This window comes from Lacrimispora sp. 210928-DFI.3.58 (assembly GCF_020554865.1).
Taxonomy (GTDB): domain Bacteria; phylum Bacillota; class Clostridia; order Lachnospirales; family Lachnospiraceae; genus Enterocloster.
In genome coordinates this window covers 48269-61742 of sequence record NZ_JAJCIC010000020.1, presented here as the reverse complement: position 1 = coordinate 61742, position 13474 = coordinate 48269, and the positions used below count along the sequence as shown (strand labels likewise).

Sequence of the window (13474 nt, the reverse complement as noted above, 5' to 3'; positions counted from 1 at the left end):
GCATACCTGAATACAAGCCGCCTATTCGGCGGCGGGACTTTCATAGTAAACCTACATGCGCCCAGCAGCGGACGCACTACTACACCATAAAAGTCTGGTGGGCGCATTTGGCATACCTGAATACATGCCGCCTGTCGGCGGCAGGACTTTCATAGTAAAGAAAAGGAGAAAAGGCAAATGATCAACGAATTATACAAGGGCATGCTGGGCGGAAAGTCCATCATCCGCGAATTAAGCGAATATGCTACGGCAAGAGGCAAGGAGATCGGATACGAGAACGTATTTGACTATACTCTGGGCAATCCCAGTGTTCCATGTGCTCCGGAGTTCACAGAGGAGCTGATCTCCATGCTGCAGACAGAGAATCCGGTGGCGATCCACGGCTACAGCCCGTCCCTGGGTATCGAGAGCGTCCGCACAGCGGTTGCAGAGAGCTTAAATAAGCGTTTCGGCATGAATTATGAGACAAAGCACATCTTCATGACAAGCGGTGCGGCAGGCGCCATTGCACATGCGGTGCGCTGCGTGTCTAAGCCTGGCGATGAGATCCTTACCTTCGCTCCGTTCTTCCCGGAATACCATCCATACATCGACCTGACAGGCGCTGTGCTGAAGGTGGTCCCTGCCAACACAGAGAACTTCCAGATCAATGTGGAGGCATTTGAGGAGATGCTCACAGACAAGGTGGCAGCTGTTCTGGTAAATACGCCAAACAACCCATCCGGCATTGCTCTGACAACAGAGACAGTTAAGAAGATGGCAGATATCATGAGAAAGAAACAGGAGGAGTACGGCCACGATATTTTCCTGATCAGTGACGAGCCATACCGTGAGATCGTATTCAAAGGAGCAGATGCGCCTTACGTGACAAAATATTATGACAACAGTATTTCCTGCTACTCCTTCTCAAAGAGCTTAAGCCTTCCCGGTGAGCGTATCGGCTATATTGCTGTGAATCCGAAGTGCACGGACGCTGACATCATCGCTGTTATGTGCGGCCAGATCAGCCGCGGTACAGGTCATAACTGCCCGGCCTCCAGCATCCAGTTAGCAGTGGCAAAGGTGCTGGATAAGACCAGCGACCTGTCTGTTTACGAGACAAACATGAACCTGATCTACGATGAGTTAAAGAAGATCGGCTTCACGGTAGTAAAACCCGGAGGCACCTTCTACATCTTCCCGAAGGCTCTGGAGGAGGATGCCAATGCATTCTGCATGAAGGCAAAGAAGTATGACCTGATCCTGGTACCGGGCGACAACTTTGGCTGCCCTGGCTACTTCCGTATGGCATACTGCATTGACACAGAGAAGGTTCTGCGCAGCTTCCCGGTACTGGAGAAGTTTGTGAAGGAAGAGTACGGACTGGAGTTCTAAGCGCACAATTGATAGGATCGATCTGCAGGCAGGCGTTTTTTTCGCCTGCCTGTTTTGGGTTTCGGAAGGATATTCTGGATATATGGGGAGATCCGGTGTATAATCGGAGACAGAGCATGTTTGGCATGAAAGGGAAAGGAAGAGAATATGGAGAGTTTAAAGGGAGCCGCAGTGTCGGCGGCAATCAAGGCACAGGTGGAGGAAATGCTGGCAGGGTTTGAGGGCCCGGCACCGAAGCTGGCGATCGTCCGGGTGGGAGAGCGGCCTGACGACCTGTCCTATGAGCGCGGGGCAGTAAAAAAGATGGAGAGCTTTGGGCTGCGCGTCCAGTCCTATGTATTTCCGGAGGACATCGGAGACGCTGCCTTTAAGGAGGCATTTTCCGCTATCAACGATGATGAGGAGGTGGCGGGAATCCTGCTTCTGCGTCCCCTGCCAAAGCAGATCTGTGAGAAGGATATTGAGACCATGATCCATCCTGAAAAGGATCTGGACGGCATTTCACCGGTCAATATCGCCAAGGTCTTTGCAGGAGACAAGACGGGCTTTGCGCCCTGCACGGCGGAGGCCGTGGTAGAGGTGTTAAAGGCCTATGATATCCCCATTACCGGAAAGAGGGTATCCATCGTGGGCCGCAGCATGGTGGTGGGCAGGCCCTTGTCCATGCTGCTTTTGGGGGAAAATGCTACTGTCACCATCTGCCATACGAGGACAGCGGATCTGAAGGGGACCTGCCGGCATGCAGAGATCCTGGTGGCAGCGGCCGGACGGGCAAAAATGCTGGACGCAGAATATGTGGGCAAGGATGCCGTTGTCATTGATGTGGGCATCAATGTGGACGAGAATGGAAAGCTGTGCGGGGATGTAGATTTTGCTTCCATTGAGGAAACTGCCGCTATGGCCACCCCTGTTCCAGGGGGAGTGGGAGCTGTTACCACCGCTGTGCTGGCAAAGCATCTGGTGCAGGCAGCATTGCGGAGCAGGGGATAATATTTCATAAAAATGCGTTCTGCTGCCTGCTTTTTTAGGGGAATCCGCCGGAAATACAAAAAATGAGGCGGATTCCCCTAATTTCCTCTTGCGAAAAGTGAAAAATGCTTTATAATATTAAGCGTTACTAATTTTTATAGTTATGCATTAAAATGCATAAAAGAAAAGAGGAGAGTAAGTGTGCGATACGTCAAAGGGCGCGCACAGAATGGAGGAAATCATGAAAAAGAAAGCATTGGCATTCGCAATGGCAGCAATGATGGCAGCTTCCCTGACAGCCTGCGGCGGTTCTTCTAAGGAGACCACAGCGGCACAGACAGAGGCAGCGGCAACAGAGGCAGCTGAAAGTGCGGAGGACACAAGCACAGAGGCTGAGGAGACAGAAGCAGCAGAGACAGAGGCCGCAGGCGGCGTTCTGATCATGGCTACCAATGCAGAGTTCCCGCCTTATGAGTATCATGACGGAGACAGCATTGTAGGTATTGATGCTGAGATCGCTGCAGCGATCGCAGAGGAGCTGGGCATGGAGCTGGAGATCGAAGATATCGCATTTGATTCCATTATCCCTGAGATCGTTTCCGGAAAGGCAGATATGGGTCTGGCCGGTATGACAGTGACAGAGGACCGCAAGCAGTCTGTTGATTTCTCTGATACCTATGCAAAGGCTTCTCAGATGATCATTGTAAAGGAAGACAGCGAGATCGCAGGCCCGGATGATCTGGCAGGCGTTATAGTAGGCGTACAGCTGGGCACCACAGGCGATATCTATGTATCTGACCTGGAGGCAGAGGGAACCACTGTTGAGCGTTACAACAAGGGCTTTGAGGCTGTTCAGGCATTAAGCCAGGGCAAGATCGATGCTGTTGTGATCGACGGCGAGCCGGCTAAGACCTTTGTTTCCGAGACAGAGGGCATCAAGCTCCTTGACGAGGCATTTACTGAGGAGGAATATGCGATTGCAGTAAAGAAGGGCAATACTGAGCTGTTAGATAAGATCAACGCTGCATTAAAGACCTTAGATGAGAATGGAACTCTGGACGAGATCGTAGCAAAGTACATCAAGGCTGAGTAAACAGGAGCTGCTGTACCGCCCCTGGTACAGCGTCACAATGAGCTGCCGCAGGCTGCAGAAATAGGGATCGACTGTTCCTGCACCTGGGCAGCTGTATTTTTAAGAAAGAGCAGAGGATAATAAGTATGTGGACTACCTTTACAGATGCACTTTATCTGAATTTTGTGTCTGACAACCGCTGGCGTTATCTGACGGAAGGGTTGAAGACGACTTTGACCATCACCTTGTTTGCCGGGCTCATGGGTATTGTCCTGGGCTTTTTGGTGGGCATGGTGCGTTCTACCCACGACAAAACCGGTAAACTGAAGATATTAAATGCGATCTGTCAGGTATACCTTACGGTTATCCGCGGTACACCCGTGGTGGTACAGCTTCTTATTATCTACTTTGTCGTATTTGGAAGCGCCAGGATCGACAAGGTGCTTGTGGCGACCATGGCCTTTGGAATCAACTCCGGTGCTTATGTGGCGGAGATCTTCCGAAGCGGCATCATGTCCATTGATCCGGGACAAATGGAGGCCGGACGGAGCCTGGGCTTTAACTATACACAGACCATGTGGTACATCATCATGCCACAGGCATTTAAGACCGTACTGCCGACCCTGTGCAATGAGTTCATTTCCCTGTTAAAGGAAACCTCCGTATCCGGTTACATAGCCATACAGGATCTGACAAAGGGCGGAGACATTATCCGAAGCAGGACCTACAGCGCATTTATGCCGCTCATCGCGGTGGCGCTGATCTATCTTGTGATCGTTATGGTATTTACAAAGCTGATACAGATTCTGGAGAGGAGGCTGAGGCAGAATGAGCGGTAATTTACATGAGGAGCCCTTGATCCATGTCCAGGGCCTGGGAAAAAGCTTTGGAAATGTTCATGTGTTAAAGGGCATTGACGTGGATATCTACAAGGGAGATGTCGTATTTGTGGTAGGACCCTCCGGCTCAGGAAAGAGTACCTTCCTGCGCTGCCTAAACCGTCTGGAGGAGCCCACGGAGGGACATATTTTCTTTGAGGGCATCGATATCACGGACAAGAAGACAGATATTGATAAGCACCGCCAGAAAATGGGCATGGTGTTCCAGCAGTTTAACCTGTTTCCCCACATGGATATCTTAAAGAACCTGACGATCGCCCCAGTGAAGCTCCAGGGAAAGAGCCAGGAGGAGGCCAAAGCCCAGGCAATGGCCCTCCTGGAGAGAGTAGGCCTTGCAGACAGGGCCCACGCCTATCCCAGCCAGCTCTCCGGCGGCCAGAAGCAGCGAATCGCCATTGTCCGTGCCTTGTGCATGAAGCCGGACGTGATGCTCTTTGACGAGCCCACCTCCGCCCTTGACCCGGAGATGGTAGGTGAGGTGTTAAGCGTTATGCGCGACCTGGCAGAGGAAAAGATGACCATGGTGGTCGTCACCCACGAGATGGGCTTTGCAAAGGAAGTGGCTACCAGGGTGATGTTCATGGATGAGGGCTACTTTATGGAGGAGGCTGCTCCGGAGGAGTTTTTTGGAAATCCGAAGAATGAGAGGCTTAAGACATTTCTCAGTAAGGTGTTGTAGAAGAATACAGATCCTATACAGACCATATCAGGGCTGCCGTTTTTTGGCAGCCCTTTTATTTTGCTAAATATACTGAAAAGACCAAAAACGGGTTTCGCAGTCCTGATGAAAATAACCGCTATATTTCCATAAATGGAATAAAAACGGTTGACCTCCGACACTTTTTGCTGTAGTATAAGAGCAGAATATAAGAGCAGAAGAAATGAAGGAAGGAAGCTTTTATGACATTAGAGGAAATGAAAGCCAGGAAGAAGGAATTGGGGTATACATACGAGCAGATTTCCCATTTGTCAGGCGTTCCCCTGGGAACGGTCCAGAAAATTTTCAGCGGGGTCACTTCTGCGCCCCGGTACGATACGCTGATTGCGCTGGAACGTATTTTTGAAAAGACAGAGCATGCCCGTGCGGAAGAAGGCAAGCCTGTTTATACCACCAAGCGCCAGGGGGAGTATACGCTGGAGGATTACGATCAGATTCCGGATGAACGGAGGGTGGAACTGATCGATGGCGTTATCTATGACATGTCAGCCCCCGCCTCTGTCCATCAGCTGCTTATCGGTCTGCTTTATGCCAAGCTGCTGGCATATGTCACTGCAGAGAAAGGCCGCTGCCTTCCCATTGTATCTCCTGTTGATGTTCAGCTGGACTGCGATGACCGTACCATGGTACAGCCGGACATTGTTGTTGTGTGCGACAGGGATAAGGTGATCAAGCGCTGCATTTACGGAGCGCCGGATCTTGTGATAGAGATATTGTCCCCCTCTACCCGGAAGAAGGATATGGTCATTAAGCTGAATAAATATATGAATGCCGGAGTCCGGGAATACTGGATGGTCGATCCGGACAAGAGAAATGTCATTGTATACGATTTCGAGCATGACAATTATCTCATGATCTACGGATTCGACGCAAAGATCCCTGTAAATATATGGGATGGGGACTGTGAGATTGATTTTCAGGAAGTGTATGATTATGTTCGGTTTTTGTATGAATAGGGGATATTTCCAGGCAAGGTATTATTTTGGACGGAGAAGAGACGCTGCTATCTAAAATGCCTCTATTATCATCAAAAAAGAATGGCAGGTACAAAAGACCATATCGTGAGTTCTTGTACCTGCCTTCATACTATCTTACTTTTTTATCAGTTCTTCCACAGGGAAATCTCCGTAGGAGTCAATGACCTGATCAGCTCCTGTTATATCCTGTCTGATCCCGGAACCTGTGTAGGCGATGACATGGCAGCCGGCCGCCTTTCCGGCTTTGATCCCGTTAAAGGAATCCTCGACGATCACTGCCTCAGCAGGCGTCAGTCCCAGCCGCCTCAGGGCTTCCAGATACAGGTCGGGACACGGCTTCGAGCGTTCCGCTGCTTCCCGCCCTATGTATAGCTGAAAATACTCCCCTATATTCAGCTGCTTCAATACATATTCCACATAATCCTGCCCGGAAGAAGATACCACGCCCAGGGTTATCCCGCTGTCCCGGAGCGTTTCCAGAAGGGGAACCAGCCCTTCCATAGGCGTAAGAGGTGAGCCGTAGAAACGCTCATTGAATATCTGCCGCTGCCCCTTGATCACTTCTTCATCGGACAGCTCCTCCAACTGGAAATCTTTTTTGAGCTGTACGGTAATAGCCTGTATATCGGCCCCCACAAGGTAAGCAAGCGTTTCCCACTGCGTCTCCCTGCCAAGGTTCTTTAAGTAACAGCAGACACTTTCCAAATAAATTTTCTCGCTATTTAACAGCACTCCGTCACAGTCAAATAATACTGCTTTTATCATAGGACTCCTTTTATAATGAGCTGCGGAAATCCTTCAGCTTGTCCATGAAGCGTTTTACTCTGGCTTGATCTACCGGATTCTCAAAGATTCCGTCCTTCTTTAAGCTAGTGGCGATGAATGCGGCATCACAGATAGAAAATACTTCTTCAACAGTCTCATATTTTACTCCTGTAGACGCGACTAAAACCATATCCGGCATTGTCTCACGCAGTTGGTGGAGCAGTGACATATCAGCTGACTGGCCGGCAGTTGCCCCAGGAACAGCAAAGCCATCCGGCATATTCATAAATCTGGCTGCCTTTGCAGAGGCCAGAGGATCTCGTCCGCCGATATCAACGCTGGACTCCGGCACAACATAATGGATCATTTTAACATTGTCTGCATGAAGATTGTGGCGGAGACGCACATAATCACCGATAGCAGTGTCATAAAGTCCCATATTTCCGGAATAAACACCGGAAAAGGTGCCTCTTGTAAATTTAGCTCCCACAGAGGCACACAGAGCTACGCTGTCACTGGGATTGCTGATGACATTAGCGCCGTAGGGTACGTCGATATGGGGCTTTAAGCGGCCGATGAGATAGGCCATGGTGGACATAATCTCCTTAGGCGGGTTCTTTTGATACGGAAAGCTGAACTCATTGGAAAAATGCAGGGCATCAATGCCGCCCTCCTGGAGAGCTTCCACATCCTTTAGGGCTGCCTCAAAGATCTTTTCCAGTCCTCCCTCGGGATCATATAAGGGATCTCCTGGAAGGGCGAGAAAATGTACCAGGCCAAAAGCTGCCTTTTCTGTCCCGATTATATCGGATAACCATGTTTTTCTAACCATTTTTATTCTCCTTTGTAAATAAATGAATTATAGAATTCCGAAAAAAGCAGCTACAACTGCAATGGCAAACAGGATGATCATGATCTTAAAAACACTGATATTCTTCTTCATCATGCCAAAGCAGCCCAGTACAAAGATAACGCTTAACATTCCCGGAAGAATGGAATCTAAAAGCTCCTGGATCACAACCGAGGTCTGTCCAAAGGCAATGACAAGAGGGGTGGTAATAGCTACGTTGTTTACCATCATTGCACCTGCAACCACCAGACCCAGGATAGACAAGCTGTTGGTGATCTTACGCATAATAGAGCGGTCCGTAATTTTGCTTAATACATTCTGTCCCAGACGGTAGCCTGTAAAAAAGGTGAAATATCCCATTGCTGCAATGTAAATTCCAAAGACGACTGCGTAGATCAGAGGAGCCACGATATTGCCTTTCAAAGTCATATCTACAAAGATTGCCAGAAGCACAGTCTTCAGCAGCCCCTGTGTCACTGTATCACCAATGCCCGCCAAGGGTCCCATAAGACCAATCTTAACACCATTTATCATTTCATCACTGATAGGAGCGCCGTTTGCCCGCTCCTCCTCCATGGAGCTGACGATACCTGGGATAAATGCGCCCCAGTTATTTTCTGTATTGAAAAATACCAGATGTCTCTTTAATGCAGCGGCCCGTTCTTCCTTTGTTTTATAAAGCCGGTTGATGATAGGGGCCATGGCATGGCAGAAACCCAGAGACATCAGACGCTCATAGCTTAAGCAGGACTCAGAGGTTGTTTCCCAGATTAAAAAGCAGCGGAGCAGATCCGATTTCCTTAATTTTCTTTCATTGTTATTTGTTATTTCAGCTGTATGCTCACTCATCTTAGTTTCCTCCTTCTACCAGCTTGTCAAGGTTAAGGGTCCAGTAAAGAACAGCGCAGGCAATGCCTAACAATGCGCAGGAAATGATATCCATATGGAGATATGCAACGCCGAGATATCCGAATACGGCAAAGGGCGCAAATTTGGGACTGAATACGGCTTTGAACATCATTGCAATTCCTAAGGCAGGAAGAACGGTACCCACAGTAGTAAGGGCAGTGGATACGAAGGGCGGGATCTGATTCATGAAAGCCTCCAGATAAGAAGCGCCGAAGTATACTGCCAGGAATGCGGGAACGCCATAGAGCAATATACCAAGGAGATTGGGAAGCAGCCAGTTGTATATCCAAATGCGGTTTGTTTTTCCTTCCTCTACATATTTGTCGGCCATATGGACAAAGGCCACACATACGGTCATGTAAACATTACTTGCGATCAGGCCCAGTGTTCCCAGGGCTACTGCCAAGGTAATGCCAATTTCCGGAGTCTGATGAGAAGCAATGGTAACGGCGGTGGCTATGATTCCGGCGTAGCATTTATCGTAGGAAGAAATTCCGCCTACGGTTACCTGACCCATATAAAGCAGCTGGATAGATGCACCGATCATGGCTCCTGCGCGCCAATCGCCCATAAGGATGCCGGTGATAGTGCCGCTTACTAATGGAGCGCCTCTGACGATCCATACCAGATATTCTGACACGACCATACCATTGAACCAGGCCCAAAAGGCTACAATGAGTGATTGAATTAACATGTGAAAACCCCCTTTTTTATTAATTATCCTTCAAATAGTGTCTGCTTTTCGTTCGGCGTTACCTGAAAATAGACTTTAAGCCCCATTTCCTTCATTGCCCTTAAATCAGCAAGCTCGCTTTCGCTGGCGGAGATGTTTTTGAACAGCTTTTTTCGGTCAGCATTTGCTCCCATACCTCCTACATTCAGCTCCTTTAAGCCTACGCCTGCATCGAAGATGAGCTTTGCGACCTTTGGGAATTTCACAAGGATCAACGTATTTTTATCAGCCGTGTCAAATTCCTTAATCCTTGAAGCAATTCCGTCTGTTCCGGTAATTATCAGCTCTGCATCCGGTGGAGCTACCATCTTCATCACATTTGTGATAAAAGTATCCCCTGCAACTCCGTCGTCCACAATCCATATTCTATTGATGGAGAGGCTTTTTACCCATGCCGCTACGATCTGCCCGTGTATCAAGCGGTCATCAATACGAATCATTTTTACGCTCATTCCCCATTTCCTCCTTTGCCTGTTTTCACACCTTGTCCTTCAGATCAATAATCCCCTCTGCTCCGGCCGCCATGACTTCTTTTTTCAATTCCCCGACCGTCATGCTACCAAGAGAGCCGCATACCTGAAGCACCATGGCCAAATTCATTCCTGTTACAACTTCCATCAGGTCTTTGTTTTCCAACGATGCATATACACGGGAAGCGGTTATAAAAGGCGTACCCCCAAAAATATCCGTCAGTATCAGAATCCCGTCTGATGCTTCCTCTACCCGCCTGCGTATATCCTGCTCATATTGAGAAAGGTCTACTCCTGAGGGCAATGTAAGAAAATCTACTCCTGATATTTCTCCCAGCACTAATCTGGTTGTGGCCAGGATCTCTTTTGCCAGCTCTCCATGGCTTAAAAGAAGCGCTCTGCTCATTTCAAACCTCCTTGTCATGTTTTCTGCATTCATTATAAGCGCGGAGAGCGATTTTGTAAAGTATGATGAATTTTTTACACTTTTTCCATCTGTATTTATGCATTTTATATTCTTCACCCCAGTGAACAAGAGGATGCATGATTCTGCATCACAGATTTGCGGTTGAGGTGTGTATCCCCTTGTTCACTGTGGAATAGGAAAGTTTTATTGAGGAAAAAATAAAACCCCTCCCCAAAATGGGAGAATAAGTCCTTCACTATTTACACACATATTTACACTTTCTTGTTAAATGCAAAAATGTGTGTTAGAATTTTCTTTGTTGATGCACGCATTTTTTATAGCCGCGGACGCTTAAAGTTTATAATAATAATGGAAGGGGACCTTTATGGCTCAGAATGATGGACTTTTAAAGAATATCCGAAGGCAGACACGCTTGATCCTGGACAGCAATGAAATTGATAATAAGGGGGTGGACGCATACACACTGTCCATTGATCTGAAGCAGGACAGATCCAATGTATCGAGAACACTGAACAAAATGTGGAGAGAAGGGCTTTTGATCAAGTTTCAGGGGAAGCCGACCCTTTTTATGGACCGAAAGCTGGTCTCAGAGTATTATCCGGGAGCATTTATCCCTCAGACAGTTGCTAAAGGGGAAAGCCTGTCAGGCCTGATCGAAGCTTCAAAGGAAGCACCAGAGGAGAAGCCAAAGTATTCCCTGGAGCAGCTGATCGGGGCCCGCGGAAGTTTAAAGGATGCCATTGCACAGGCAAAAGCGGCCGCCTCTTATCCTCCTTGCGGCCTTCATGTACTGTTAAAAGGACCAGCCGGTGTGGGAAAAAAGGAATTTGCCGCCTGCATCCACCAGTACAGAAAGAGCATGGATGTGTCCTCAGACATCCCCTTCATCGCAGTTCCCTGTTATACTTTTTCAGATAACCCCAAGCTGTTTGCCCAACGGCTTTTGGGCCTTGCAAGGAGCACTGCTTCCGGAAAATCAGTCCGCGGATTCTTAGATGCAGCAAGAAGGGGAATCCTGTTTTTCGAGGAAATTGAATATCTTCCCATTGGTTCCCTCCATCTTCTGGGCAGTGTTATCTCAAGAAACAACTATAGCCGGATTGGTGATATAGAACCAAGGCCTATAGAATGTATGATCATCGCTTCCACCTGCAGGGAGCCATCAGAGGCCACACGAATTTTGACAGAGCGCCTTCCTGTGACAATACGGATACCGGATCTGGAGGAGAGGGGAACCGAGGAAAAAATATGGCTGATCCTTCAGTTATTTTCAGAGGAGACTCAGACCTTTCAGTATCCGGTAAGGATATCCAAGGATGTGATTGCCTGCCTTGCCTCTATTATATACAGCAAGCAGATACTGCAGCTTTCTAATGAGATAAAAGCGATCTGTGCCCGTGCGCTCCTGGACAGTATGACAAACCAATATAAAACGGTATATATCCGCCTGCACAACCTGTCTCAGGATATACTGGCGTTCTCTGAGTCCGGCCCCAGACAGGAAACGATCCGCCACATTCTGGAGAAGGTACCGGACCAGTATATAGAGCTGAATGAAAACAGCCTGTCAAAATATTTTTCAGAGTTGGAGTCGGAGTCCTGCTTCTTTACAGACAAGACACAGGAGGTTTTGAAATTAGCGGCCGGAGGAAAGGCAATTGACAATATTTACCAGACGGCAGTTGCCAATATTTCCAGCCTTTCAAACTGTAAAAGTACGGAAGTCCGTGAGATCAGAAAAAATATTTTTCCGATCGTACTTCAGGTAGTGACGGCTGAGCTGCAAAAAAGGGGAAAGCTGGAAGCGTATCAGAGCCATCTCCATTTGCTGTACGGGGTTCTCCTCCACATTACCAATATGCTGAAGCGTGGAGATGCTTCCGATCCTCAGACAGAGGTGGAGGCTTTGGCTGCCTCAAAGGAAAGCTTCCCGGAGGAATACCAGATGGCTTTGGACATTATGGAAAGCCTGACCCAGATTTACTCCTTCCGTTTTTCAAACAGGGAAATTGACTATCTGGCCTCCTATTTCGCAATTTTTTCCAATTGGATCAGCACAGTGAATCCGGGGATCCTGGTAATCTGCCATGGGGAGAACATTGCGTCCGACATGGTGGGGTATGCTCTTAAGACGATTTGTGATGATTATATTATTGATTATATCAATGTATCCTCTGCCGTGAACCTGAAGGACTGTCTGGATCTGGCGGCAGAAAAGGCACGGCGCCTGAACCGTGGTTCAGGAGTCTTGATACTGACAGATATGGAGCCTCTCACAACGGTGAATGAATACGTGACCCAGAAAACGGGAATAGATGCCCATATCCTATATCCTGTTACGCTTCCCCTTCTGCTGGAGACCATCCGCCAGGTGATATCCAACCAGTTAGATTATGGAAGGCTTTCCTACTTCTGCCAGTCTCACGGCAGAAGATCGGAGCACATGGGTGCTCAGGAAGAATTTATCTTAAATCTGATTGACAAGGTAATCTCCAAGACAACAGTATTCATTGACACGGGAAAGGCTGTCAGTGTGCTGGAAAAATGTCTGAGAGCTACGCTTTTGGAGCTGGGAAGGCCATATTCCAATGAGATTGCAGCCAAGTACCTGTGCCACTGCTGTAATATGCTGGAACGGACGATCCGGCAGGAAAACTGGAACTATTCCCGCCTGAATAATTTTACAAATGAAAATTATGAGATCATGCATACGGTGGAGCATAAGCTGGAGTATGCGGAGAATATTTTCGGAATCAAGATTCCGGCTAGTGAGATTGCTTATGTTACTGAAATTTTTCTGCAGTAGAAGAAAACCTGGAGTTCTCCTGGCAGTTAGGGGAGGCGAAAGCTGCCAGCTTCCCCAAAAGCACCGCCATCCTGGAAAGACAGTCGTCCAGCTCCATAAGCTCCTCCTGCGTATACCTGGAAAAGGCATCCACGGTGGAGGAAAGCATGTCCTGTTTTAACTGGTTCAGGATATCCAGCCCCAGGGGGGTGATCTCAAGGTGGACAAGGCGCCGGTTTTTGTCGCTGTGGCGGCGTTTGACAAATTCCTTTTCCTCCATGAGGTTTACCAGTTTCGTTAGCTGCTGCTTTGGGATCCCTAAGTCGGCCGCCAGCTCTGACATGGTGGGCGATGGATGGCCGGGCAGGCTTAACAGCACCAGGGTGTGAAAGCCCAGAGTGCCTGCTTTGATTTCGTTTTGCTGCTGGTACTGGCATTTGGCTAAATTGAGAAATCCGATGGAAAATTCCAAAAAATGAGTTCCCACGGACAAGGCATCCGGTGTGTGTTCCATGACGAAATACCT

14 protein-coding genes are annotated in these 13474 nt (G+C 48.4%); 7 read left to right on the top strand and 7 right to left on the bottom strand.

The features are described 5' to 3' along the window. The first annotated feature begins 177 nt into the window (after positions 1-177). The 6 genes from LIZ87_RS13240 to LIZ87_RS13215 all read left to right on the top strand — a co-directional run bounded on the left by LIZ87_RS13240 (position 178) and on the right by LIZ87_RS13215 (position 5988). Positions 178-1374, top strand: a complete 1197-nt coding sequence (locus tag LIZ87_RS13240) for a pyridoxal phosphate-dependent aminotransferase (protein ID WP_178317287.1) — start codon at positions 178-180, stop codon at positions 1372-1374. A 147-nt stretch (positions 1375-1521) separates the two neighbouring features. Then, positions 1522-2364, top strand: coding sequence for a bifunctional 5,10-methylenetetrahydrofolate dehydrogenase/5,10-methenyltetrahydrofolate cyclohydrolase (locus tag LIZ87_RS13235; RefSeq protein ID WP_178317286.1), 843 nt, complete (start codon positions 1522-1524; stop codon positions 2362-2364). Between the two features lie 220 nt (positions 2365-2584). Continuing rightward, positions 2585-3436 carry a transporter substrate-binding domain-containing protein gene (locus LIZ87_RS13230; protein WP_227147693.1) on the top strand — a complete coding sequence of 284 codons (852 nt, stop codon included), beginning with the start codon at positions 2585-2587 and terminating at the stop codon, positions 3434-3436. Between the two features lie 125 nt (positions 3437-3561). Then, entirely contained in the window at positions 3562-4254 is a 693-nt protein-coding gene (locus tag LIZ87_RS13225; RefSeq protein WP_178316497.1) for an amino acid ABC transporter permease, read from the top strand. After that, on the top strand, positions 4244-4993 hold the full coding sequence (locus LIZ87_RS13220) for an amino acid ABC transporter ATP-binding protein (RefSeq protein ID WP_319638584.1): 750 nt from the start codon (positions 4244-4246) through the stop codon (positions 4991-4993). The genes LIZ87_RS13225 and LIZ87_RS13220 overlap by 11 nt, the downstream gene beginning before the upstream one ends. A 221-nt stretch (positions 4994-5214) precedes the next feature. Further along, a complete protein-coding gene (locus tag LIZ87_RS13215; RefSeq protein ID WP_227147690.1) occupies positions 5215-5988 on the top strand; it encodes a Uma2 family endonuclease in 774 nt (257 codons plus the stop codon). A gap of 135 nt (positions 5989-6123) precedes the next feature. On the opposite strand, the gene LIZ87_RS13210 is transcribed toward LIZ87_RS13215, so the two are convergent. From LIZ87_RS13210 to LIZ87_RS13185, 6 genes are read right to left on the bottom strand one after another with little or no spacing between them, the layout of a single operon-like run. Next, positions 6124-6774 carry an HAD family hydrolase gene (locus tag LIZ87_RS13210; protein ID WP_178315859.1) on the bottom strand — a complete coding sequence of 217 codons (651 nt, stop codon included), beginning with the start codon at positions 6772-6774 and terminating at the stop codon, positions 6124-6126. 10 nt (positions 6775-6784) lie between these two features. Next, the gene (locus tag LIZ87_RS13205; protein WP_178315858.1) at positions 6785-7606 is read right to left on the bottom strand and encodes a BtpA/SgcQ family protein; all 822 of its coding nucleotides are present in this window, start codon (positions 7604-7606) and stop codon (positions 6785-6787) included. A gap of 27 nt (positions 7607-7633) precedes the next feature. Further along, complete coding sequence (locus tag LIZ87_RS13200; protein ID WP_178315857.1) at positions 7634-8473, bottom strand: PTS system mannose/fructose/sorbose family transporter subunit IID; 840 nt, start codon at positions 8471-8473, stop codon at positions 7634-7636. 1 nt (position 8474) lies between these two features. Then, positions 8475-9227: a PTS mannose/fructose/sorbose/N-acetylgalactosamine transporter subunit IIC gene (locus tag LIZ87_RS13195; RefSeq protein ID WP_178315856.1), complete on the bottom strand. Its 753-nt coding sequence runs from the start codon at positions 9225-9227 to the stop codon at positions 8475-8477. Positions 9228-9250: 23 nt separating this feature from the next. Further along, the gene (locus LIZ87_RS13190; RefSeq protein ID WP_227147688.1) at positions 9251-9718 is read right to left on the bottom strand and encodes a PTS sugar transporter subunit IIB; all 468 of its coding nucleotides are present in this window, start codon (positions 9716-9718) and stop codon (positions 9251-9253) included. A gap of 25 nt (positions 9719-9743) precedes the next feature. Then, on the bottom strand, positions 9744-10259 hold the full coding sequence (locus LIZ87_RS13185; RefSeq protein ID WP_227147685.1) for a PTS sugar transporter subunit IIA: 516 nt from the start codon (positions 10257-10259) through the stop codon (positions 9744-9746). 268 nt (positions 10260-10527) lie between these two features. Between LIZ87_RS13185 and LIZ87_RS13180 the strand changes: the two genes are divergently transcribed. After that, positions 10528-12969 carry a sigma 54-interacting transcriptional regulator gene (locus LIZ87_RS13180; protein ID WP_227147683.1) on the top strand — a complete coding sequence of 814 codons (2442 nt, stop codon included), beginning with the start codon at positions 10528-10530 and terminating at the stop codon, positions 12967-12969. On the opposite strand, the gene LIZ87_RS13175 is transcribed toward LIZ87_RS13180, so the two are convergent. Beyond that, on the bottom strand, positions 12947-13462 hold the full coding sequence (locus LIZ87_RS13175; protein ID WP_178313635.1) for a MarR family winged helix-turn-helix transcriptional regulator: 516 nt from the start codon (positions 13460-13462) through the stop codon (positions 12947-12949). The two genes, LIZ87_RS13180 and LIZ87_RS13175, sit on opposite strands and share 23 nt — an antisense overlap. Positions 13463-13474 lie beyond the last annotated feature (12 nt).